Origin of the sequence: Haloarcula sp. CBA1122 (assembly GCF_009741785.1) — an archaeon.
Lineage (GTDB): Archaea > Halobacteriota > Halobacteria > Halobacteriales > Haloarculaceae > Haloarcula > Haloarcula hispanica.
On record NZ_WPCB01000002.1, the window covers coordinates 53299 to 77389 of the forward strand.

Below are 24091 nucleotides of genomic sequence, written 5' to 3' on the forward strand. Positions count from 1 at the left end.
CGGGTGACGTGGTGGTCACCCGATATCACGGCGGCACAGTTACGCCGCATCGAATTCGACGCCGGTGATCTCGAAGCGAGCACCGCCGGCGTCGCTTTCTGCGACCGTTATCGACCAGCCGTGGGTGTCGACGATCTCATCGACGATTCGGAGGCCGAACCCGGGACCCGAAGCCAGCGAGTACCCGCCCTCGAACACGTCCTCGCGCTCGTCGGCCGGAATCCCGACGCCGTCGTCCGCGACGTAGAAGCCGTCGTTCAGTTCGCCGACAGTTATCGTCAGGTCGGTGGCCGCTCCCTGCGACTGTGATATCGAGGTTGTCGCACGCTGCTCGCCGGTGTCTCCCTGTTTCTCGGTGTGTGGCGTTTGTCCATGTTCCACACTGTTGCGGATGAGGTTCTCGAACAGTTGCCGGAGCCGGCTGGGGGCCGCGCGGACCACGGCAGCGGTCCGTAGCTCCAGTGTCGCGTCGCCGGTCTCGACGGTTTGCCAGCACTGCTCGACGACGGTCTGGAGCGGCACTGACTCGCTGTCGAGCGCGGCCTCGCCGTTCCGGGCCAGCGACAGGAGGTCCTCGATGAGTTGGCCGATACGGTCGTGGGCTCGCTCGACTGCATCGAGATGCTCGCTGTCGTGTTCCATCTGTGCGAGTTCTAGCCGGCCCCGGGCGACGTCAAGCGGGTTCCGGAGGTCGTGACTGACGACGCTGACGAACTCGTCGAGGCGCTCGTTTTGTTGTTCGAGAGCCTGTTGACGGCTGTCGAGGGTAGAGATCTCCCGTCCGATACCGGCCACGCCGAGCGTCGAGCCGTCAGCAGCCGTTATCCGGCCGCCGGTGAATTCGTACGGGACTGTCGTTCCGTCGGCGGTCAGCAGGTCGGCTTTGAACGACGCCTCACCGGTCTCGAACGCCGTCTCAATACCTTGACGAACCGTCTCGCGGTCGGACGGGGCGAAGAGGGCTGTCAGAGCCATCGACTCGAGGTCAGCGTCTTCGTGCTCGGTGGCTGCCGCCAGTGCATCATTCCAGCGAACCAGATCGCCGTTCTCGTCGAGTTCATAGAACAGATCCGGCACTGCATCGACCGGCGCGTCGGGGCTATCCAGTTCCGTGACGCGTTCGGACTCGCGTCGCTTCCGCTCGGTGATGTCGCACGAGGCCCCGACGATTCTGGTGACTGTGCCGTCGTCGACGATCGGTTGCGCCTCGGCCCGCACCCAGCGCTGTTCGCCATCTGGTTTGGTAATACGGAATTCGAGGTCGACGGATTCGCCGGCTGACACGCGTTGCATCGCCTGCATGACTCTCTCCTGGTCCGTGTGGTGAATCGCTGTCATGAACTCTGCGGGGTCAGCCTGCAGGGACTCCACGGAGCGGCCGTAGAGCGTTTCGTATGCCGAATTGACGAACTGTATCTCGGTCCAGTCCCCGGAGAACACCCACAGCAGTTCGTTCGACTGTTCCGCCAGTTCTGTGAGTTGCCGTCTGGTCCGGCTAGCGGTTTCTGTCGACTGGTGGTGTTCGACGAGCAGCCGAATCCGATTGGCGAGGAGATCGCCACGCCCGAGAGCCGTGTCTCTGCTGAAAACGTCGGTGACTCCGTTCGAGACCGCGTCACTGGCGACGGATTCCGACTCGGTCAGCAGCAGTACCGGGACATTGCTATCCCGCTCGCGGACTATCTCAGCGAATTCACGGCCGGACCGGTCCGGGAGGTCGTCCGCGGTAACGATACCATCGATAGCGTTGTCTTCGAGACGTTCGAGCGCACTGTCAGCCCGGTCAGTCGTAGTCAGGGTAAGCGAGTCCGGGTCTCGTCCATCCGGGAACTCGACAGTCTCGTCGAGTAGCGGGGTGTCGTCCACCTGCAACACATGTATCGAATCCGTCGTCGCATATGTGTCAGCCATCTTGTGTAAGTGGAACTGCATCACCCCTCTTGAAGATACGCCTGCATTGACGGATTACGCCCCGAACCGGTCCAAGATTGCACCCCGGTCGATCTTGTCCGGACCGCTGGTCGGCATCGCCTCGACGAACGCAATCTCACGGGGGTGTTTGTACCGGGCTAGTCGGTCGTCGAGGAACGTCCGGAGGCCGTCGAGTGTCAGCGACCGGTCGCTGGCCCCGCCTGTCGTGCTATCGGTCGCAGGTTCGATGACGGCCTTGCCGACCTGGCCCCACCTGTCGTCGGGCACCGGAATCACGACGACTTCACCGACCGACGGATGGTCGGCGATAGCGTCCTCGACCTCCGCGGGATAGACGTTCTCGCCGCCGCTGACGAACATATGCTTGGTTCGACCCTCGATGTAGTAGTAGCCGTCCGCGTCGGCGCGGGCGAGGTCGCCAGTCGACACCCAGCCGTCGCCGAACGTCTCGGCGGTGGCCTCGGGGTTGTCGAGGTAGCCCGTCGCGGCGTGGGGCGAGCGCAACTGGAGTTCGCCGACGGTGCCGGGGTCGACCGTCTTTCGCGCGTCGGAGGGACCATCGCCGTTGTCACCGTCGTCGGGTTCGACGACTCTGGCGTCGACGTGCATCGCCGGCTTGCCGACGGAATCGGCCTTCTTTCGGGGCCAGCCCTCCGGCATCGCGAAGTTGTTCGGGCCGCACTCGGTGAGGCCGTAGCCCTGTGAGAGGTCGACACCGCGGTCCCACCACGCCTCCATCACGCTCTTGCGGCAGGGGCCGCCGCCGGACTTGGCGAAGCGCAGCGTCGAGAGGTCCGTCTCCGTCCAGCGGTCGTGGTCCGTCATCATTCGCAGCACTGCGGGGACGGCGACGAGGACGGTCCCACCCTCAGTATCGATGGTCTCCAGCACGTCGCCGGGGTCGAACTCGCGGGCGATGACGACCGTTCCGCCCAGATGCCACAGCGGGACGGTGAGGACGTTCCAGCCCCCGGTGTGGAACATCGGGAACACCATCGGCGTCACGTCGTCGGCCCGCAGCCCCCAGGCCGTGATCGTGTTCAGGGAGTTCCAGACGATGCCGCGATGCGTGATTTCCGTCTCCTTGGGCGTCCCCGTCGACCCGCCGGTGTGGAGGAGGAGGTGGGTGTCGCCGGGGGCGGGAGTCGCCGTCTCGACGGGCGCGTCGTCCTCGGGGAGGGCCGAAGCGTAGGGCGTGCTGTCGAGCGTGGAATCCGAGGACGCGCCGTCGGTGGTTTCGAGCTGGATGATTTCGGGCGCAGTCGCGTCAGCTGTCTCCAGAGCGGTCGAGACAGTCTCTGCGAAGGGGGACTCGACGACGAGGATTTCAGGGTCCACGCGGTCAAGGAGTTCGGCGAGTTCAGGGGGCGCGAGCCGATGGGACAGCGGGGCGAGTCGGCTCCCGGTCTTGCCCGTGGCGAAGAACAGGTCGACGACGGCGGGGCGGTTCCGCGAGACGACGGCGACGGTGCCGGCTGCCGCCGTGGCGTCCGTCGCAGTGCGGGCGTCGTCGCCGTCCGCGCCGACGCCGTACTGCCGGAGCAGGCGAGCGGTCCGGTTCGCTCGCCGGTCCAGTTCGGCGTAGGTGAACCGCTCGCCGGTGGTCGCATCCACCAATCCCTCGCGGTCCGGCGTGAGCGCGGCCCGGCGCTCGCTCCAGGCACCGACCCACTCCTGTGGCGTCCCCTCAGACATCGTCGATGAACTCCCGTATCTGTGTGTTGACGCGGTCGTACTCCTCAATGAACAACAGGTGCGGACCGCCGTGGACGGTGATGAAGTCGGCGTTTGGCAAGCCCCGCGCCAGCAGTTTCCCGTTCTCGTAGGGGACGACCTCGTCAGCGGTCCCGTGGATGACCAGGCACGGCTCCGTAATCTGCTGGCGGCGGTCCGACACATCGTGGGCCTGCACAGCCGCGCCTTGCCATTCGAGGGCTTGGTCGCTGGCGTCGCTGTCGATGCGCCAGTCGATGATGCGCTCGATGAGGTCTTCGTGGGTGCCCATGAACCGATCCGAAAGCGCGGGCTGCATTTTGTACCGCCGGAGTTCGCGCTTGTCGAGGTCCTCGGGTACGTTGAACATCCGCTGTTGGGTCTCCTCGGGGACCGCCTTGGCTTCCGGCCCGCCTGGCGAGGTACACATGAGCGTCAGCGACTGCGCCCGATCGTACTCCAGTGCGTACTGCTGGGCGATCATCCCGCCCATACTGGCCCCGACGACGTGGGCCTGCTCGACGCCGGCGTCGTCGAGTACGGCCTCTAGGTCGCTGGCCATCTCGCGCATCGTGTAGGGCCCGTCGGGCTCCTCGGAGTCGCCGGTGCCGCGGTTGTCCCATACGAGGGTCTGGTACTCGTCGACGAGTGCCTCCTGTTGCCACAGCCACATCCAGCGGCCGTAGCCGATACCTTCGACGAAAACCACCGTCTCGGCGTCGGAGGGCCCCTCACGCTCGTAGGCCAGGGCAACGTCGTCGTTGTGCGCGTAGTTCACAGTCACTGTTTCTCCGTGGAAATCCTTCAAGTAGCGGGCGTCTGCACTCATTGTTCTACGGTCTCCGCTCGTGGTCGGTCACACGCCAGGTCCTCTCGCTGTCGGTGCGTCTCCCTGAGCCAGACGAGCGGGGAGGGACTGCCCCAGGCCCAGGTCGTCGGTCGGTCGGGCGCTTCGATGGTCGTTCTGACTGGTTTCGTCATTCCGAATCACCCCGAAGTTTCGCCGGCAGCGCCTCGGCGAACGTTCCGCCGATGCGTGCTCGCAGCGTCCCGAGCAGTCCGTCGGGGACGTAAAGGACGAACAGGACGAACACGATACCCACGTAGAGGCTCGCGTGCCCGTTCAACAGCAGGTCGATGAGCCCGCCGATGGTCGTCTCGCCGACGAGCGTCATGTCAAGCGTCTCCTGGCCCAGCAGGGCACGCAGGTAGGGCAACAGGCCGCCGCCCTGGCCTGCCTTCGAGAGGAACTCCCGAACCGTCTCGTCGAACAGGTGCCCGTACAGCGAGCCGGCGAGCGTGCCGAAGCCGCCGATGATACTCGCCAGCAGGGCGTCGCCGGTTACCAGGAAGTAAAAGGAGTTCTCCGGGCTGGCTGAGCGCTTGAAGCCGGCGAATAGTCCACCGGCGACAGCGGCGAAGAACCCGCTGACCGCGAAGGCTCCGAGCTTGTAGAGGTAGGTGTTGTAGCCGATGGCGACGGCGCGCTCCTCGTTCTCCCGGATAGCTATCATCACCCGCCCGAAGGGGGAGTGGATGACGCGCTGCATGGCGAAGTAGCACGCGAGGACGACGAGGCCGATCATGTAGTAGGACACTTCCGTCCCGGACAGCGTCGACCCAAGCAGGGCCACCTCGTCGCCGGTGAGTACGCCGATTGATAGGGACAGCTGGTCAATGCCGGGAACCCCAATCTGGAAGCCTTCGGCGTGGCTCGGCCCGACCGCGGGGCCGTCCCGGGGATTGGTCGCCACGTAGTCCCAGCCGCGGACGAACACGTAGAACACCTGCGCGAAGCCGAGCGTAATCATCGCGAAGTAGACGCCCGACAGCCGGAACGAGACGAGGCCGACGAGCATCGCCAGCACGACGGCGATGAGACCGCCGACCAGCAGGGACAGCATGAACGGCGTCCCGGGGCCAAGCAACGGCAGCTTCCCGTTAGCAATGAGGATGACGGTGTACGCGCCGGTGCCGTAGAACACCGCGTGGCCAAACGAGAGGTAGCCGGTGTAGCCGCTGATGAAGTCAAAGGAGATAGCAAAGAGGCCGAAATAGAGGACGCCGACCATCGTCTCTACGGTCGGCAGGAGCATCTGCGTCTCGGCACCGACAGGCGAGTTCAACAGCGTGTGATACACCGGCGGGTACAGCGCCAGCAGGGCGATAACGAGGATGTGAGCGGTGTGGTCCCGCAGGTACTCGCGGGGCCAGCCCGTCTCAACAGTCGTGGGGGTCGGTGGCTCGGACGCCGCCTCGGCGTCGGCCTCGGTTTCAGCGCTAATGGCCCCCCACCTCCTCGACGCCGAACAGGCCCTGCGGGCGGACGATGAGCGTCACCACGAGGACCAGAAACAGGACGAGTTCCGGCAGGCCCGTGAACTCGATGACGTTCTGGAACCACCAGGTCGTCACCGCGTCGGCCATCCCGACGACCAGCGCGGCGACGACGGTGCCCCGGAACGTCCCGAGGCCGCCGACGATGACGACGATGAACGCCGGCAGCAGCGTCTCGGCCGCCAGCGGGACGCTCGCGCCCCAGGTCGGGTCCCACATCAGCAGCGTCCCGGCCGCGCCAGCCAGGCCGATACCGAGCGCGAACACGACGGTGAACACCTGGCGAACGTCGATGCCGAGCGCCGACGCCATCTCGGCGTCCTCGCTGCCGGCCCGGATGTACAGGCCATAGCGGGTCTTCGTGAGGAACGCCCAGATGCTGACCACCGTGATCGTTCCCAGCAGAATCTGGAACAGCGACATCCACCCGGCACTGACAGGGCCGAGCGCGACCGGTTCCCGCAGGAACTGGGGCTTGGTCGCCAGCGCTGCCTGCCAGTCCGACAGCGGCTGGAGGTCGTAGACGCCCAGCACGATGCGGACGACCTCCTCGATGACGAGCGTCAGCCCGAACGTCAGCAGTATCTGGTATATCGGCGGCCGGTCGTACAGCGGCCGGATGATGGTCGTCTCGATTGCGCCGCCAAGCACCGTCAGCAGCGCGAACACGACGACGATGGCGACGAAGAACAGGCCGAGGCGGGTAAGCGGCGCTGTCCCGCCGGTGACCGTCACGACCATCAGGAGGCCGCCCAGGTACGCCCCGACCATCGTCAGCGACCCGTGGGCGAAGTTCAACACGCCCATAAGGCCGAAAATCAGCGTCAGACCGCTGGCAATCATCACGTACAGCGCTGACTTGGCGAGCCCGTTGACGATGACACCGCCGAGTTCGCCGAGCGTCAGGAACTCCACGAGCGCTTCGAGTATCATGCCGACAGATACCTCCTGAACCGCTCGTCGTCGGCCGTCACCGCCGCCGTGTCGCCGTCGTCGACGACGCGGCCCTTGTCGAGGATGTAGAACCGGTCGGCCAAGTCGAGCGCCAGCGGGAGGTTCTGCTCGACCAGCAGCATCGTCACATCCTCGCTTGCTTTCGACAGCGCCTCGGCCACGTCGGCGACGATTTGGGGGGCTAACCCCTCACTCGGTTCGTCGACCAGCAGCAGGTCGTTGTCGCCGACCAGCCCGCGGGCGATGGCGAGCATCTGCTGTTGGCCGCCCGACAGGGTCCCGGCCTCCTGCCCGCGTCGCTCTTCGAGTATCGGGAACGAGTCGAAGGCCAGTCGGAGGCCGTCGCTCACGTCGTCCGGGTCCGGTATCGCCGCCCGAAGGTTCTCCTCGACACTGAGTTGGCTGAACATCCGACGGTCCTCCGGAATCCATCCCAGTCCGCGCTCGGCGACCTCGTGTGTCTCCAGCCCGACCAGCGACTCGTCGCGGAAGGTGATCGACCCCTCGCGTGGCGGTGTCAGTTGCAGAATCGTCCGCAGCGTGGTCGTCTTACCGACGCCGTTGCGGCCGGCCAGCGCGACCACCTCCCCCTCCTCGACGGAGAGGTCGACGCCTTCGAGGATGTGGCTGTCGCCGTAGTACGTGTGGACGCCGCCGAGTTCAAGCAGGCTCACGCCGTCCCCTCCTCCGAGTCCGTTCCGGACCCGGTCGCTGTCGTGTCATCGTCCAAGCTGCCCGGTTCGTAGCCACCGAGATACGCCGACTGTACGTCGGGGTTAGCTCGCACCTCTGCTGGTGGCCCGTCTGCGATGACCGCGCCCTGATGCAGGACGACGACGCGGTCGGAGACGCCCATCACGATGTCCATGTTGTGCTCGACCAGCAGGACTGGGTAGTCCTCCGCCACTGCTTCGATGAGGTCCCGGATTTCGTCGACGCTCTCCGAGGAGACGCCGGCGTTTGGCTCGTCCAGCAGGAGCACTGCGGGGTCGCCGGCCAGCGCGATGGCGACTTCGAGTTTGCGCTTTGCGCCGTGGCTCAGCGTGCTCGCGAGGTCCCCGGCCCGGTGGGAGAGCCCCACCCGGTCCAGAATCTCGTGGGCGCGCTCGGTGAACTCGTCGTAGTGGTCGACGTTGCGCCAGAAGGTCGTGGCGTCGTCGCTGTGAGCCTGTTCAGCGACTCGAACGTTCTCCAAGACCGTGCTGTTGGGGAAGACATTCGTCACCTGATAGGACCGATGGATGCCCTTGCTGGCCGTCTCGTGGGGCGACGCGTCGGTGATGTCCTCCCACTGTCCGTCACGCCGGAGTTCGACCGTCCCCTCGGTGGGCGAGAGGCTCCCGGTCAGCAGATTGAAGAACGTCGTCTTGCCGGCCCCGTTCGGGCCAATGAGCGAGCACAGTTCCGCGTCGAGTTCGAAGTCGACGCTGTCGACAGCAGTGAGTCCCCCGAACTCTCTGGTCAGTCCCTGTGTTCTGAGCATACCTACAGTGAACAGTCCATCTGGTCGCTGTCCTGCGGGATGGTCGTCTCGTCGGCGCTGATGCGAGCGAGCGGTTCGCCGGGCATGATGGCGGCGCCCCAGTTATCGGCCCACTCGTCAGTCGTCGGAATCGGGTTCGCGACGGTCATCGCCGACTGTGCCTGATTGTTGTACTCCTGGAAGGTGTAGCCGTTCTCGCCTTTCGGCGTGTCGGTGACGGTCATCCCCTTCAGGGCGTCGGCGATATCCGCGCCCTCGGTCGACCCGCTCTCCTGAACCGCCTGGTGGATCGCCGATGCGCCGGTGAAGGTCCCCGCCGAGAACAGGTCCGGGACGACGCCGTAAGCGCTGGTGTAGCTGTCGACGAACGCGTCGTTGATCGGGTTGTCGTACTGGTTCCAGTGGTAGCGGGTCGTGAACGGCCCCAGCCGGGAATCCCTGATTTTCTCCGCTGTCAGGGGCTCGCCGAGTACGCTCTGCATCGTCCCGCCGACAACGCTGTTGGTGATTCTGGTGGCAAAGCCGCCGAACACCCGATATGAGTACTCACCCGAGAGGAAGGCGTTGAACATCGCCGGAAGCGTCGCAACGGTGAACCCGCCGACGACGCCTTCGGCCCCGGCTTCCTCGGCGTTGTCAAGCAGCCCATCCCACTCAGCGTACCCCTGTTCGACGAAGCGTTCGCCGACGATATCGACGCCTTCGGCCTCCAGCACGTCCCGGTAGTTGTTGACGACCGCGCGGCCGAAACTGTAGTCCGCGCCGAACAGGTAGACGCTCGATACGTCCGTCTCTCTGGCGACGTACTTCCCGCCCGAGCGGGCGTCCATCGCGGTGTTCTCGCTCGCTCGGTAGACGAGGTCGCTACAGGTCTCGGAGTTGGACGTGATGTCGGCCGACGCCGCCGGACCGAGCATGATGGGGACCTGCGCCTGATTGACGACCGTCGTGACGACCCGGCTGGCGACCGCCGAGGACGCACAGCCGGCGAGCATGTCCACGCTCTCGTTCTCGACGAGGTTCGTCGCCGCCGTCTGAGCCGTGTCCGCCGAGAACTCCGTGTCCCGTATTAGCAGGCGGTACTCCGTGTCACCAGCGGTAATGGTTACCTCGCCGCTGCCGGGGTCGGTCGGCGGATCGGTCTCACCCTTGTACGCCAGCCCGGAGAGGAAGCCCCACAGCGACTGGTCGCCGTAGTATTTCAGGTCGCCGGCGCGGGGCTGAAGCACGCCGATACTAACGGTCTGTGCCGAACCACTGCCGCCCGATTCGCCGTTCGTGCTACTGTCCGTCGTCCCGCCGTCCGAATCGTCCTGTTCAGTCATGGATGAGTCGTCACTGACACAGCCGCTGAGCCCGACAACGCCAGCACCGAGCGCGCCGAGAACGCGCCTCCGTGTAGCCGTATTCTGCATAACAGATTATTGTAGACTCGCTGGCCACATAGTGTGGCGAGTTAACATGTTAACGCGAGATGACTCTCTCGTGCGATAAGATAACTGGACTGACGGCCACGGCCAGAATCAGTCCTCGATGTCGTCCAGCGCCTCGACGACGCGCTCGATCATCTTCCGCTCGCCGCGTCGGAGATTCTTCGAGACGGCGGGTTTGGACACGCCGAAGTCCTCGGCAAGCGACCCCAACGTCGCGTCCCGGGGCGACTCGAAGTAGCCCTCGGAGACGGCGGTTTCCAGCGTCTCGCGTTCGGTGTCTGAGAGGTCCCGGCAGCCGTCGACGAGCGTCATCGCCGCGCCGGCGTTCTGCACGAGGTCCTGGAGCTGTGGGAGCGTCGTCGACGTGCGTTCGACCACGTCGTACTCGTTGTCGCGGTCGAGTTCCGAGAGCGTCGTATCGGCGTCCCGGCCGCGGTCGAATCCGACGTGCCAGGTTTCGCTGCCCGCCTCAATGTGGAACGGGCCGGTGATGTAGCCGCCGTTGTCCCGGATGGTCTGCATCGCCGCCGTTTCCTCGATAGTCGTCCGGATGTGGGCGGCGTTGTCCTCGCGGCGCAACAGCGCACAGTCGTTCATGTTCTCGTGGGCCTGCAGACTGTCCAGCCCCGTATCGAGTATCCCCGCGTCCTCGGCTTCGACAACCATCCGCGTCTCCAACTCCCGCGCACGCTGGTCGAAGTCCCAGTGTACCGCTGCAAAGGCGACGTCGTGGTCTGCCGTCGTGTCGATGAAGGGACAGTCGTACTGCTCCATGTCCAGGGCGATATCTATCATTGGCAGTCCACTGTATCCTGTGTGATTCGTGTGATACGGTAAAGAACCCCACGATTAATAATAGCTATTTCCCGAAACCGGGTTCTTCACGAACGTCTATCCCTGATACACCGTTTCAATAGTGTTTTAGGGCTCGGTTCTGGAGAAAGTGGTATGACTTTGCACGCCAGAGAGATAAACCAGGACGTACGGGAGTTGGGTGCGCTCCTGGGCGAAGTGCTGGAAGCACAAACCTCGACCGAGGCGTTCGAAACGGTGGAAACCATTCGAACGTCGTGTATCGACTACCGGCGCGGTGACGCCGAGACGCGGGACGAAGTCCACCGGGCACTGAACCGACTGAACCCGGAGACCCAGGATATCGTCGCACGCGCGTTTACGACCTATTTCGAACTTATCAATCTCGCCGAGGAGCGCGAACGGGTCCGCGAAATCCGAGAGGGGAGCGAGGAGGGTGTACTGGCCGACAGCGTCGAGGAAGCCGTTCGGGACCTGGCCGAACGCGGCGCAGACCCGGAGGAGTTCGAGCAGGTGCTCGAAGACGTTCTCATCCAGCCGACGTTCACGGCTCACCCCACCGAAGCCCGCCGGAAGACGGTGAAGGCGAAGCTCCGGTCGGTCGCCCGTGACATCGAACGACTCGACGAGCGGCGGCTCACGGACCGCGAGCAGAAACGCATCGAGCGCAACCTCGACGCTGAAGTGACGAGTCTCTGGCAGACCCCGCAGGTCCGAGACCGCCGCCCGGAGGTCACCGACGAAGCGCTGAACGTCCAGTGGTACCTCGAAAACGTCCTGTTCGACGTTATCGACGAGGTGTACGACGAACTCGAACACACCCTCGAAGACGTGTACGACGAGGACATCGACATCGACACACTCTACGAGTTCCGCTCGTGGGCCGGCTCCGACCGCGACGGCAACCCGTTCGTCACCACTGAGGTGACCGAGGAGACGCTGGAGCGCCAGCGTGACACCGTGCTGCCGCTGTACCGCAACAAGCTCAAGGAACTCTCCGGGGTGCTGAGTCAGGACGCCTCGAACATCGCGACCGACGCGCTGTTCAACGAGCGACTGGACCGTCACAAGTCCAGGCTCCCCGGAATTGCCACGGAGGCCGAGGAACGGTATCCGGACGAGCCCTACCGCCAGAAGCTCCGGCTGATGCGCGAGTCCGTCATCCGGGTCAGCGACGTTCGCCAGGGCGGCTACGAGAACGACGAGGAACTGCTGACCGACCTCCGCGTCATCGCCGACAGTCTCCGTGAGAACGACGCCGAGGTCATCGCTGAGGCCCACGTCGACCCGCTGATCCGCAAGGTCGAGACGTTCGGTTTCAACCTCGCCAGCCTCGACCTGCGCGACCACCGGAAGATGCACACCGATGCCATCGCCGAATCCGTCGAGCGCGAGGGCATCGACTACGCCGGCATGGACGAAGACGAGCGTGTCGAGTTCCTGACCGAGGCTATCCTCCAGGACAACCCCGTCATCGACATGGAAGACACCGAGGGGCTCTCGGAGGACGCCACCCGCGTCCTCGACCGCTTCCGCGCGGCCGCCGACTGGCAAAACGAGTTCGGCATCGACGCTATCGACACCTACGCCATCTCCTGGTGTGAAGAACCAAGTCACGCCCTTGAGGTCCTGTTTCTCGCCGACCAGGTCGACATCGTCGACCTGCCCGGTTACTGCGGGTTCGACGTGGTGCCGCTGCTGGAATCGGAGTACGCCCTCTCCGGAGCCCGCCGCATCATGGGCACGCTGTTCGAGAACGAGGCCTACTCCCAGGCTCTTGAGGCCCGGGACAACATCCAGGAGATCATGCTGGGCTACTCCGACTCGAACAAGGAGAACGGCTTCCTCGCCGCCAACTGGTCGCTGTACAACAACCAGAAACGACTGGCGGACATCACCGATGACTACGACGTGGAGATGCGCCTGTTCCACGGCCGCGGCGGCTCCATCTCCCGCGGCGGCGGCCCGATGAACGACGCCATGCTGGCCCTGCCGAACGAGACAGTGACCGGTCAGATAAAGTTCACCGAGCAGGGCGAGGCCATCGCCGAGAAGTACGCCAACCACGACATCGCCGAGCGCAACCTCGAACAGATGCTCAACGCCCAGATCCGGGCGCGGAAAAACGCCATTGAGGAGCCCGTCGAGGAGATTCCCGACGAGTGGGAGGAGGCGATGGAGACAGCGTCCGACGCCGCCCGCAACGAGTACCAGGACCTGCTCGAAACGGACGGCTTCGTCGAGTTCTTCGAGCAGGCGACGCCGATCACCGTCATCGAGAACCTCAACATGGGCTCGCGGCCGGCCTCCCGAAGCGAGGACCGCAGTGTCGAGGATCTCCGGGCCATCCCGTGGGTGTTCTCCTGGACGCAGGCCCGATGTATCATCCCCGGCTGGTACTCTATCGCGACCGGACTGGACGCCTACCTCGAAAACGGCGGCGACATGGAAACGCTACAGGAGATGTACGAGAACTGGCCGTTCTTCCGGACGAAGCTCGACAACGCGTCGCTGGCGCTCGCCCGTACTGACCTCGAAATCGCCGAGGAGTACGCCGACCTGGCCGACCCCGAACTCCGCGAGCGCATCTACCCGCGTATCGTCGAGGAGTACGAGGACACCGTCGAGAAGGTGCTCGAAATCACCGGGCAGGACGGCCTGCTCTCGCGTGAGTGGCTGCAGGAGAACCTCGAGCGCCGGAACCCCTACGTCGACCCGCTGAACCTGTTGCAGGTCCGCCTGCTCAAGCAGTCCCACCGAACCGATACCGAGCGCCGGACGCTGCGGCTGACCGTCCAAGGTATCGCGGCCGGGATGAAAAACACCGGGTGAGGCACTGATCGACACTGGGTGCGGCATCGTGCGAACGACTTACTACAAAAGTAGTACCCATCGAAGGATTTAGGCGTCTTCCCCCGGAGTAGCCGGTATGGCACTCGAAACTGTTCTTCTTGCAGTTGGACCAAACGACGCCGACCGAATCGACGAACTCGCCGACGCCGTGCTCGATATCGCGAGCCCGGCCGGCGCGACAGTCATCGTCGCACACGTATTCACCGACGACCAGTACGACGGCGTCGTCGACAGGCTCGAATTCGAATCGACCGGCGAAGCCGACCCCGACGAGGTCGCTGACCGCCACACAACCGTCCGGGAACTCGTCTCGCGGTTCGACGACGCCGGGCTGTCGACACAGGTGCGCGGTGCCGTGGGCAACCACGGCGAGCAGATCGTCAGCCTCGCCGAGGCCACGCAGTCGGACCTCGTCGTCGTCGGCGGCCGCAAGCGCTCGCCGACCGGGAAGGCCGTCTTCGGTTCCACCGCACAGGAAGTCATGCTGAACGCGCCGTGTCCGGTCACGTTCGTCCGCGGCGAGGACTAAGACCGCAGAAACTGAGTTTTTTCAGTTACTCCACCAGCGCGGCTTCGAGCAGTTCGAGCGGATGCCGGATCTCGTAGCCGCTGCCGTGTTCCATCTGCATCGCGCAGGTCGGACACTCGGTCATACCGGTTTCGCCCTCGGCGTGGTCCATGTGCTCGAACATCTCCTCGCCGATCTCCATGGACTTCTCGTACTTCTCTTCCTTCCAGCCGTAGGTCCCCGAGATGCCGGAACAGGAGTCGCCCACGTCCTCGACTTCGACGCCGTCGAGATCGCGGAACAGTTCGACGGCCTGGCGGTCTAGTCCTTGATTGCGCGAGTGACACGGCGCGTGGTAGGCGAACTCCTCGGCGAGGTCGCCGTCAACGTCGGCCGCCTGCACCTCGCCCTTGAGGTCTTCGTGAATGCGGAGGTACTCGACGGCCTCGAAGGTGTTCTCGGCGACCTTGTCGATGCCGTCGATGTCGAACAGTTCGGGGTACTCCTGTCGGAGCGCCATCGAACACGAGGTACAGGAGGCAATGGCGTGGTATCCCTCGTCGACGAGTTCGGACATCGACGAGACGTTCGTCTCGGCGTGGCGGCGGGCGTCGTCGAGCATCCCGTTTGCGAACATCGGCGTCCCCGAACACTTCTGCTCGGGTGCGACGACCTCGTAGCCGAACTCCTCGAACACCCGGACCGTCGCCTTGCCGACTTCCGGCGTGTTGTAGTTGGAGTAGCAGCCGTGGAAGTACGCCACTTTCTTCTCGGCGTCCTCGGGGAGGCCGCGGCGCTTGCGGGCGGCTCTCGCGTTCTCTCGCGACTGGACCTGACCGCCACGGTCGGCCCACCACTCGCGGAAGGTCTGTTTTGCGAATTCTGGGAAGTCACGCTCGCTGGTGACGCCGAGCGTCTTCTCCATGACCCAGCGGGCCGGCCCGAAGTTCATGGCGAAGTTCGCCAGCCGCGGGACCTTGCTCGCGAAGAACGCGGAGGTGCGGTAGTTCGCGAGGATGCGGTTCCGGATGTACTCGACGGAGAGCTTGTCCATCTGCTCGCTGACGTACTCCCCGCGAGCGGTGTTGTGCATCTGGCTGAGCGGGACGCCCGATGGGCAGGCGTTGTCACAGCGCATGCAGTTCGAGCAGTCCATCACCGAGTCGTCGATCTCGTGGTCGTCGTCGGACTGCTTGAGCCGCCACTGCTCGGGGCCCTGAAACTTTGGGCCGGGGAAGTCGTCGTCGACCTCCGCGACGGGGCAGTTCGTGTCGCAGGTCGAGCATTTGAAACAGGAGTCCGCGCCGGGCCGGAGGTCGAAGTCGTCGCTGTCGGGGAAGACATCAACTGGTTCGAACTCCTCGCCTGTGTTCGGTGCAACCGGGTCAAACTCTGTCTCTGGTGGGGTTTCAGCGTCACTCATCGTGCTTCCTGTGCGGCGCGCTGGCCCGCCGCGTAGCCTGTTGCGATCGAGACCCCGCTACCGGATTTCTCGGCGGCGAAATCATAGCCGCCCAGTACGGAGCCGGCAGCGCGCAGGTTCTCGAACTCGCTGTGCTCGCTCGCATCGAGGGGTCGAAGGTCGTCGTCGGTCGCCACGCCGTAGCGGGCGAACTCGTGGTCGCCGAACAGTTCACCCTCGAACCAGTCATAGCGGTCCGCGGCGTGGGGAACGTGGCAGTCGAAGACGGGTTCGTACACCCCCTCGCGGTCGGACTCGACGCCCTTGCCGACGAAGCCGCCGGTCGCGAGGACGTACTGGTCGGCGCTGTTGGGTATCTTCGCGCCGTTCTTCTCGATGAACACTTTCTCGATACGGTCCTCGCCCTCGAAATCGACAACCGGATTGCCGGTCTCGATGCTGGCCCCGGCCTCGTCCAGTGCCGAGAACAGCGCGTCCTCCAGTCGGAGGCCGGGTAGCGACGGCGGCCCCATCGGGACCTCGAACACGTCGACGCCGAGGTGGTCGCCCAGTGCATCACGGATCGCACCGGGGTTGTCGTCGCCGAGAATCGCCGGGAAGCCGACCCGCTGTTCGTCCTCCAGCAACGGGTTCACGCGCTGGGCAAGCGCCTCGCGGGCTGGGACCATTCGCCCGCGGACAGCGACCTCGCTGTTAGTATCGAGCAGTTTGGCGTACCGCGTGACCTTCGCGTCCGCGCGCAGGTCGCCCGGGAACCGGATGGTCTCGCCGCGGACATCGAATGGCACGCCCGTTGCGTCGAGATGGGCGGCGACGTGCGGGGCGTCGAAGTCGACCATTTCCTCGATGCCGACCAGCAGCGTGTCGCGGGTATCGCTGGCGAGGCCGGCGCTGGCCCCGGCCGGGTAGCGGGCGGTCGGTTTGATACTCCCGCCGTGGGTCGGCAGGAGCGCGTTCGCGTCCGTGTGGTCGCCTTCGTAGGTCGGGACCGCGTCGTCGAACAGCGACAGTGCGTCCCGGACCGTCTGGACGCCGACTTTCCGGTACGGATGGTCCTCCGGCAAAGACGGAATCGCCTCGTACGGGTCGGTTAACGGCCCGTCTCCGTCCGGTGTGTAGCCGAGCACGTCCACCAGACCCGACGCCTGCCGGAGCGTGCTCTGCTTGTAAGAGACCAATCGCACGTCGCTCCCTCACGAGCGGCCGCCAGCGCGCTGGTCAGCCCGCCGAGGCCGCCGCCGATGACGAGTACCTCCGACTCAATAGCCATTTGTCCCTCCGTCGGCGGCTACGTCCGCGCTGTCGACGCTGCCGCCTGTCTGTCCGCGGCCCGAATCGAACGCCGAGAAATCGACCGGGTCGCCGTCAGCCGGGTCCTGGTCGCGGTTCTGCGTGGTGGCGTGCAGTGCGTAGTTCAGTGCCGCCTGGGAGAGCTGTTCGCCCCAGAGAGCGTGTCGCTGGCCCTTCCAGCGCTCCTGTAGCAGTTCGTCCCAGGCTTCGCGGACGACCGGCTCGTCGTACTCCGAGTGGAGTTCGCTCGCCATCCGGTGCGAGCAGAAGCCACCCTGACAGTTCCCCATCGACGCGCGGGTACGGATACGGACGGCGTTGAGGTCCGAGCCGGATCCCTCGATGGCGTCCTGAATCTCGGCGCGGGTGACGCCCTCGCACTCGCAGACCGTCGGGTTCGGCCCATCGGTCTTGAGCACCTCGTCGGCCCGGGAGCCGAGCCGTTCGACGCTCCGGCGACCGATTGGCGAGCGGAGCCCGAACTCGTCCATGTAGTCCCGCAGCACCGAGAAGTCCTCGCTGCCGGGCAGGGGCACGTCGGCGGTCCGGCAGTCGGCGTCGATGCCGAACTTCCCACAGACGTGGTCGGCGATCTGCTCGCCCATCATCCGGTAGGTAGTGAACTTCCCGCCGACGATGCTGGTCATGCCGGGCAGGTCGTCGCGCTCGTCGTGATCGAGCAGGAAGAAGTCACGCGTGATGTCCGTCGGGTCGTCGCTGCCGACGTCCGGCGGTTCGTACAGCGGGCGAACGCCCCAGAACGAGCGGATGGTTCGCGCCTCGTCGAGCATCGGAATCAGCTCCGAGAGGGTGTCGATCATCATGTCGACTTCCCACTGCTCCTCGGGGTAGTCCTCGGGGTCCTCGACTTCCTCGTCGGTCGTGCCCAGAATCGCAGTGGTCTCGTGGGGCACGACGATATCGGCGTCGCCCTTGGGCCGACAGCGGTTGATGACGGTGTCGACCTGGCGGATGTTCATGATGGTCATGACGCCCTTGGAGGGGCGGACTTCGATATCGAGTCCGGCCATGTCGCCGATGCGACCGGCCCATGCTCCCGTCGCGTTCACGACGTAATCGGCGCGGATCTGTTCGGTTCCGCCCTCCGTGCCGTGGACGCGTTTTCCGGGGCCGGAGTCGTGTTCGACCTCGATGCCGACAACCTCGCCGCTCTCGACGAGGAGGTCGGTCACTTTGGAGTGTGTCTCGATGCGTGCGCCGTGTTCCTGTGCGCTCGCGGCGTTCGCGACGACTAGCCGGAACGGGTCGATGGCCCCGTCGGGAACGCTGATTGCCTTGTCGATGTCTTTCGCCAGGTGGGGTTCCATCGCCCGAGCCTCCTCGCCGGAGACGACTTCCGCGGGAATCCCGCACTCCTCACAGCCGCTCAGTTTCTTCTGGAAGTACTCTTCGGAGTCCTCCGGCCGCTTGACGAAGAGGCCGCCAGTCATTTCGACGCAGTGACTGGCGATGTCTCGGAGGACGCGGTTCTCCTCGATACACTCGGTCGCACTGGCCTGGTCCGAAACGGCGTATCGCCCGCCGCTGTGGAGCAGCCCGTGCATCCGACCCGTGGTCCCGTGGGTCAGGTTTCCCTGTTCTACCAGGGTCACGTCGAGCCCGCGCATCGCGAGGTCCCGCGCGATGCCCGCCCCAGTCGAGCCGCCACCGATGACGGCGATGTGTGGTGTCGGTCCCATCTATCTTTCCGTGGGTTTGGAGCGCATACACTTCACTTTACCGTTGCTGGTGCTTGGGCAGTAAATTTTCTATGTAATCATGAGGAATCCCGGTGACACCCACTGTTAATCGGAAACGCACACCACATTATTTTTTACTGATTGGTCAAGGCAGTGGTTGAACATATTCTCTCAAATTCGAGAGATAACTCCACATTTTCAATTACTGACGTACTACAGACGACGTTGCAGGATAGAAACCGCGCTCACGGATTAATTATCACTCCTACCGTTTCGACAGTAACTATTATATATTTTGATAGTGGACTATTCCCGAGAACGTGTTGGCCGTTCGGCCAACGGGAGCGACAATGAGTAAATGGAACCCACTTGATTCAGAAGACGAGCCGCCCGACGGGGAACGCACCGACGGCGGCGTCACAGAGGGGCGGGACGGAAACGAGTCGGAGACTGAACCGCCGTCAGCAGAAGCCCTCCAGAAGGACACAGAGACCGGAAACGGTCCTGAACAGGCGGAGCTGGAAGCACGATGTGAGCAACTGGCGGCGGAACTCGAACAAGAGCGGGCGGAACGTGAAGCGCTCGAAACCGCTGTCGACCGTCTCACTTCTGTTGCCAGGGCGAACGCCGACGGCGACCTCACTGCGAAACCGGGGCAGCCACCAGCTGAGGCAGCTGAGCCGCTGTACGACGCATACAGTGAACTGCTCCGGGAATGGACCGACACCGTCGACCGGATGGCGTCGTTCAGCGAGCAGGTGACCGCCGCAACGGAACAGGTCGACACCCGTCTCGGGTCGGTCAAGTCCGCCAGCCGGGACGTGAGTGGCGCTGTCGGAGAGATTTCGACCGGGTCGGACGAGCAACGCGACGAGATACAGTCGATCTCCGACGAGATGCGGAACCTCTCGGCGACGATCGAGGAGATAGCGAGCGCCGCAAACGAGGTCGCGGACACGTCAGGCGAAGCCAGCGTTCGAGGCGAATCCGCACTGGAGTCGGCGTCCTCGGCGATGACGACGCTCGACCGGTTGACCGACAACGCCGAAGCGACCGTCGACAAGGTCGAGCAACTGAACGACCTGCTGTCGGACATCGAGGAGATTGTGGGTTTCATCACGGACGTCGCGGACCAGACCAACATGCTGGCGCTGAACGCCAACATCGAAGCGGCCCGAGCAGGCGAATCCGGCGACGGGTTCGCCGTCGTCGCAGAGGAGGTCAAATCGCTCGCGACCGAGACGAAGGAGGCGACCGACGAGATCGCAGCCTCCATTCAGGAGGTCCACGAACAAGCCGACACGACGGTTTCGGAGATGTACGATACGCGGGAGAGTGTCGAAGACACCCGCTCGTCAGTCGCCAGCGCGCTCGATGAACTGGATTCTGTCGTCTCGATGGTCGAGGAGGTCGATTCGAGCGTCCAGGAGATCGACGATGCGACGGATACGCAGGCCGACTCCACGCAAGAAGTCGTGTCGATGGTCGACGACGTCGAGGACATCAGCGCCCGGACGGCCGAAGAGGCGGCTATCGCCGCCGACGCCGCAGCGGACCAGACGACGGAACTCGCAGAGGTCTCGACGCGGGTGTCGACGCTCACCGAGCGGGCCGAATCACTGGACGCGTCGCTGGATTCCTTCGAACTTGCGACCGGTTCGGCGGCGGCGAACACGGACGGAACCGTCGTCGAGTTCTGGCACGCGATGGGCGGCGAGAAAGCGCTACTGCTTGAAGAACTCGTCCGCGAGTTCGAATCACAGACTGACGGCATCAGCCTCGCACTGCGGTCGAAAGGGAGCTACCGCGGGACGCTCGATGCGACGCTGAACGCCGCTGAAAACGGTAATCCACCGGCAATCGCACAGATATTTGAGATCGGCACCACGCGTGCGCGCGACAGTGGATACTTTAGACCTGTCGAGGAACTCCTCCCGACAGCCCACATCGACTCACTGCTCGACCCGGTGACGAACTACTACCGGTTCGACGGGACGCTCCACTCGCTCCCGTTCAACGCGTCGAACCCGGTGATGGCGTACAACCGCGACGCGTTCAGGGAGGCGGGGCTCGATCACGATTCACCGCCGGAAACCCTCGCTGACGTACGAAGCGCGGCCGAGCAGCTCGTCGACGGGAGAGGCGTGGATACAGGTATCACGTTCGCGAACTACTCGTGGTTCGTCGAACAGTGGTTTGCCGAGGCTGACCAGCTCCTCGTGGACCAGAACAACGGGCGGTCCGGGTCGCCAACGGAGAGCCATCTCGACGGGAAGTTCGCCCACGACTTATTCGAGTGGTGGAAAGGCCTCGAAGCGGACGGACTGTACCACGACCCCGGCATCGAAGCCAGAGGAGCCGCTCGGACTCACTTCGCTGAGGGGAACGCTGCGATGCTGATCGGCTCGACATCGTCGCTGAACAGCATCGAAAGCAGCGCTGACTTCGACGTCGGAACCGGCCGGTTCCCCGTCCTCGACGACCGGACCGGCGTACTCGTCGGCGGTGCGTCTCTCTGGGTCGGTGATGCGGTTTCCGAGGCCGTGCACGACGCGGTCGGCGAGTTCCTCACATGGCTCACCGAACCGGCCCAGCAGCGTCGGTGGCATCAGGAAACCGGGTACTTCCCAGTGCACGCCGATGCGATTCCGCAGCTCCGGTCGGCGGACTGGTTCGAACAGAACCCACACTACAGAACGGCGTTCGACCAGCTCGTCGACACACGCGACACCACGGCGACACGGGGCGCACAGATCGGTCCGTTCGATACGGTGCGAACGATCATCGAAGACGCGGTCGACAGTATGGACGGGCCCGACTCGGTCCCGTCCGCGCTCGACCGACTCGACACACAGGTCACGAAACAGCTTGAGCGGTACGATTCCGACCGGTAGCGCCGTCCCGTCCTTTCTTTACTAGCCAAACATCACCATTAGTAATCTTTATAATGGTTCACTATGTTGTTTACTGTCAAGGTGGTAGCTTTCATAAATAAGCTACCTCCACCACGGAGAACACAACAATGGCAGACACATACGTTGGCGCGATCGACCAGGGAACGACTGGCACTCGCTTCATGGTATTCGACCATAGCGGCCAGGTCGTTGCGAACGCCTACGAGAAGCACGAACAGATCTATCCGGAGCCCGGCTGGGTCGAGCACGACCCCGTCGAAATCTGGGAAAACACGCAGGAAGTCGTGACCAAGGGGCTTGCGGATGCAGGTGTCGGTGCCGAACAGCTGGAGGCACTCGGCATCACGAACCAGCGTGAGACGACGATCGTCTGGGACAAAGAGACCGGCAAGCCGGTTCACAACGCGCTGGTCTGGCAGGACCGCCGAACCACCGACCGCGTCGAGGAGATCCAAGAGGAAGACAAGGTCGAGTGGATCCGGGGGAAGACCGGGCTGGAATGTGACGCCTACTTCTCGGCAACCAAGACCGAGTGGATCCTCGACAACGCGGAGCCACTCAAGATGCAGAGCTCGCGCGGCGCTGACCTCCGCGAGCGGGCCGAAGACGGTGAACTCCTGATGGGGACCATCGACGCGTGGCTCATCTACAAGCTCACCGGCAACCACATCACGGACGTCTCGAACGCATCGCGGACGATGCTGTACAACATCCACGACATGGAGTGGGACGACGAACTCCTCGAAGAGTTCGGCGTCCCGGAGTCCATGGTTCCGGAAGTCCGCCCGTCCTCCGACGAGAGCCTGTACGGTCACACCGACGCGGACGGTTTCCTCGAAGAGGAAGTCCCCGTTGCGGGCGCGCTGGGTGACCAGCAGGCCGCACTGTTCGGCCAGACCTGCTTCGACAAGGGCGATGCGAAGAACACCTACGGTACCGGCGCGTTCTATCTGATGAACACCGGTTCCGAAGCAGTCGCCTCCGATAACGGCCTGCTGACGACGATTGGCTTCCAGATGTCCGGTGAACCCGTCCAGTACGCGCTTGAAGGCTCCATCTTCATCGCCGGCGCGGCAATCGAATGGCTCGAAGACGTCGACCTCATCAACAACGCCGCCCAGACGGCGGAACTGGCCCGCTCGGTCGAATCGACCGACGGTGTCTACATGGTGCCGGCCTTCACGGGGCTCGGCGCTCCGCACTGGGACGGCCGCGCCCGCGGGACGATTGTCGGTATGACTCGCGGAACGCGAAAGGAGCACATCGTGCGTGCGACCCTGGAATCCATCGCATACCAGACCCGCGACCTCGCGGAGGCGATGGAGGAAGACTCCGGTGTCGAGATGACGACGCTGCGAGTCGACGGCGGTGCAGTCAAGAACAACTTCCTCTGTCAGCTCCAGTCGGACATCATCCAGACGGATATCGCCCGCCCGCAGGTCGACGAGACCACCGCACTGGGGTCGGCCTATGCGGCCGGTCTCGCCGTCGGGTACTGGGACACCGTCGACGAGCTCCGCGACAACTGGCAGGTCGACAAGGAGTTCTCGCCGGAGATGGACGCCGAGAAGGCAGACAAGATGTACGATCGCTGGGACGACGCCGTCGACCGTTCCCGCGACTGGGCACAGGAGGAATAACAGATGGCAATCGCATTCGGACTCACGGCAGTCGATATGCTCGTCCTCGCCATCGCGGCGTTCGCGGGCGGCGCGTTCGGGGCATCTATCGGTGCACTCCCGGCGTTCTGTTTCACCGGCTTCATGGTGCTTATCGGAGAAGCCGGCAACGTCGTCTCAGAGTCGTTCGTCGGCGGTTCTCCTGACGTCATCGCGGGTGGCGCCGGTGGGTACGGAGCCGGCATCGTCGGCCCGCTGGCCTTCGGTCCCGTGTTCGGGCCACACGTCGCCTTCGCTGGTGGTGTGGCAGCAGCCGCTTACGCTGCGAAGTACGACGGAATGTACGAGCCGGACGACGGTGACTACCACCCGGCGAAGGACATCGCCTACGCCCTCGGTACCCGACCGGACGTCCTCGCCGTCGGTGGTGTGTTCGGCATCCTGGGGATGGCAATCCGGCAGACGTCCGGCGGACTCGGGATTCCAATCGACCCGCCTGCAGCAGGCGTTATCCTGACGGCTGTTATCGCCCGTCTGGTCTTCGGCTACCCGGTTATCGGCCGTGCCCGCGGAAGTGGCCTGCTCGATATGTCGCCGTTCGAGAGCGGAAAGATGCGGTCGAGCAACAGTGAAGAAGTCGCAACGGATGGCGGAGCCATGGCTGCCGAGCGACCGGCTGTCGAGCCGTGGCTGCCACACCAGTACAAGTGGACACACGTCGCAATGCTCGGGCTCATCACCGGCATCCTCGGTGCGTACATCTTCGCGAAGACTGGAAGTCTCTTCCTCCCGTTCGGTATCTCAGCAGCGAGTCTGCTGTTCCTGAACCTCGGCGTGGAGAAATTCCCGGTCACACACCACATGACGCTCCCAGCAACGTTCGTCGCTAGTATGGCGATGACGGATGGAGCGAGCGTCCTAGTCGCGCTCGGACTGGGCGCATTCTTCGGTATCCTGGGTGCGCTGTTCGGTGAGGTCTACCAGCGCATCTTCTACGCGCACTCGGATACGCACTTTGACCCGCCAGCCGCCTCGATCATCACGACGACCCTCATCCTGGGCATTCTGGCACTGGCTGGAGTGTTCACGACGTCCGCAGCGATCCCCCTGCCGTAAGA

17 protein-coding genes and 1 pseudogene are annotated in these 24091 nt (G+C 64.3%); 5 read left to right on the plus strand and 13 right to left on the minus strand.

Features of this window, described 5'->3' with window-relative positions:
- Positions 1–39: 39 nt before the first annotated feature.
- From GJ630_RS01270 to GJ630_RS01310, 10 genes are all read right to left on the minus strand, one after another.
- A complete protein-coding gene (locus tag GJ630_RS01270; RefSeq protein WP_191449264.1) occupies positions 40–1911 on the minus strand; it encodes a PAS domain S-box protein in 1872 nt (623 codons plus the stop codon).
- Between the two features lie 54 nt (positions 1912–1965).
- Positions 1966–3627: an AMP-binding protein gene (locus tag GJ630_RS01275; RefSeq protein ID WP_151103282.1), complete on the minus strand. Its 1662-nt coding sequence runs from the start codon at positions 3625–3627 to the stop codon at positions 1966–1968.
- Complete coding sequence (locus tag GJ630_RS01280; RefSeq protein ID WP_191449265.1) at positions 3620–4474, minus strand: alpha/beta fold hydrolase; 855 nt, start codon at positions 4472–4474, stop codon at positions 3620–3622. Before GJ630_RS01280 ends, GJ630_RS01275 begins: the two co-directional genes overlap by 8 nt.
- Positions 4471–4626: a hypothetical protein gene (locus GJ630_RS19400; RefSeq protein WP_197427612.1), complete on the minus strand. Its 156-nt coding sequence runs from the start codon at positions 4624–4626 to the stop codon at positions 4471–4473. The genes GJ630_RS01280 and GJ630_RS19400 overlap by 4 nt, the downstream gene beginning before the upstream one ends.
- Positions 4623–5786, minus strand: a complete 1164-nt coding sequence (locus GJ630_RS01285) for a branched-chain amino acid ABC transporter permease (protein WP_371726740.1) — start codon at positions 5784–5786, stop codon at positions 4623–4625. The genes GJ630_RS19400 and GJ630_RS01285 overlap by 4 nt, the downstream gene beginning before the upstream one ends.
- A 139-nt stretch (positions 5787–5925) precedes the next feature.
- The gene (locus tag GJ630_RS01290) at positions 5926–6915 is read right to left on the minus strand and encodes a branched-chain amino acid ABC transporter permease (protein WP_191449267.1); all 990 of its coding nucleotides are present in this window, start codon (positions 6913–6915) and stop codon (positions 5926–5928) included.
- Complete coding sequence (locus tag GJ630_RS01295; RefSeq protein ID WP_371726743.1) at positions 6912–7610, minus strand: ABC transporter ATP-binding protein; 699 nt, start codon at positions 7608–7610, stop codon at positions 6912–6914. The genes GJ630_RS01290 and GJ630_RS01295 overlap by 4 nt, the downstream gene beginning before the upstream one ends.
- On the minus strand, positions 7607–8419 hold the full coding sequence (locus GJ630_RS01300; RefSeq protein WP_151103278.1) for an ABC transporter ATP-binding protein: 813 nt from the start codon (positions 8417–8419) through the stop codon (positions 7607–7609). The genes GJ630_RS01295 and GJ630_RS01300 overlap by 4 nt, the downstream gene beginning before the upstream one ends.
- A 2-nt stretch (positions 8420–8421) precedes the next feature.
- Positions 8422–9834, minus strand: coding sequence for an ABC transporter substrate-binding protein (locus tag GJ630_RS01305; RefSeq protein ID WP_191449268.1), 1413 nt, complete (start codon positions 9832–9834; stop codon positions 8422–8424).
- A gap of 108 nt (positions 9835–9942) precedes the next feature.
- Positions 9943–10647 carry a helix-turn-helix domain-containing protein gene (locus tag GJ630_RS01310; protein WP_008309609.1) on the minus strand — a complete coding sequence of 235 codons (705 nt, stop codon included), beginning with the start codon at positions 10645–10647 and terminating at the stop codon, positions 9943–9945.
- A 153-nt stretch (positions 10648–10800) separates the two neighbouring features.
- Here GJ630_RS01310 and ppc point away from each other — a divergent pair, with 153 nt between their 5' ends.
- The gene (gene ppc, locus GJ630_RS01315) at positions 10801–13497 is read left to right on the plus strand and encodes a phosphoenolpyruvate carboxylase (RefSeq protein WP_050037886.1); all 2697 of its coding nucleotides are present in this window, start codon (positions 10801–10803) and stop codon (positions 13495–13497) included.
- A gap of 97 nt (positions 13498–13594) precedes the next feature.
- Positions 13595–14047: a universal stress protein gene (locus tag GJ630_RS01320; RefSeq protein ID WP_008309612.1), complete on the plus strand. Its 453-nt coding sequence runs from the start codon at positions 13595–13597 to the stop codon at positions 14045–14047.
- A gap of 25 nt (positions 14048–14072) precedes the next feature.
- Here GJ630_RS01320 and GJ630_RS01325 read toward each other — a convergent pair whose 3' ends face one another.
- The 3 genes and pseudogenes from GJ630_RS01325 to glpA all read right to left on the minus strand — a co-directional run bounded on the left by GJ630_RS01325 (position 14073) and on the right by glpA (position 18439).
- On the minus strand, positions 14073–15449 hold the full coding sequence (locus GJ630_RS01325; protein WP_191449269.1) for an anaerobic glycerol-3-phosphate dehydrogenase subunit C: 1377 nt from the start codon (positions 15447–15449) through the stop codon (positions 14073–14075).
- Positions 15446–16719 (minus strand): annotated as a pseudogene (gene glpB, locus GJ630_RS01330) (glycerol-3-phosphate dehydrogenase subunit GlpB). The gene GJ630_RS01325 and the pseudogene glpB overlap by 4 nt, the downstream one beginning before the upstream one ends.
- A complete protein-coding gene (glpA, locus tag GJ630_RS01335; protein WP_151146486.1) occupies positions 16709–18439 on the minus strand; it encodes an anaerobic glycerol-3-phosphate dehydrogenase subunit GlpA in 1731 nt (576 codons plus the stop codon). Before glpA ends, glpB begins: the two are co-directional and overlap by 11 nt.
- A 350-nt stretch (positions 18440–18789) precedes the next feature.
- Here glpA and GJ630_RS01340 point away from each other — a divergent pair, with 350 nt between their 5' ends.
- The 3 genes from GJ630_RS01340 (at position 18790) to GJ630_RS01350 (ending at position 24089) form a co-directional block, all read left to right on the plus strand.
- Positions 18790–21333, plus strand: coding sequence for an extracellular solute-binding protein (locus tag GJ630_RS01340; RefSeq protein WP_191449270.1), 2544 nt, complete (start codon positions 18790–18792; stop codon positions 21331–21333).
- Positions 21334–21461: 128 nt separating this feature from the next.
- Positions 21462–22994 carry a glycerol kinase GlpK gene (gene glpK / locus GJ630_RS01345; RefSeq protein ID WP_023843226.1) on the plus strand — a complete coding sequence of 511 codons (1533 nt, stop codon included), beginning with the start codon at positions 21462–21464 and terminating at the stop codon, positions 22992–22994.
- A 3-nt stretch (positions 22995–22997) separates the two neighbouring features.
- A complete protein-coding gene (locus GJ630_RS01350; protein ID WP_014040132.1) occupies positions 22998–24089 on the plus strand; it encodes a hypothetical protein in 1092 nt (363 codons plus the stop codon).
- Positions 24090–24091: the final 2 nt, after the last annotated feature.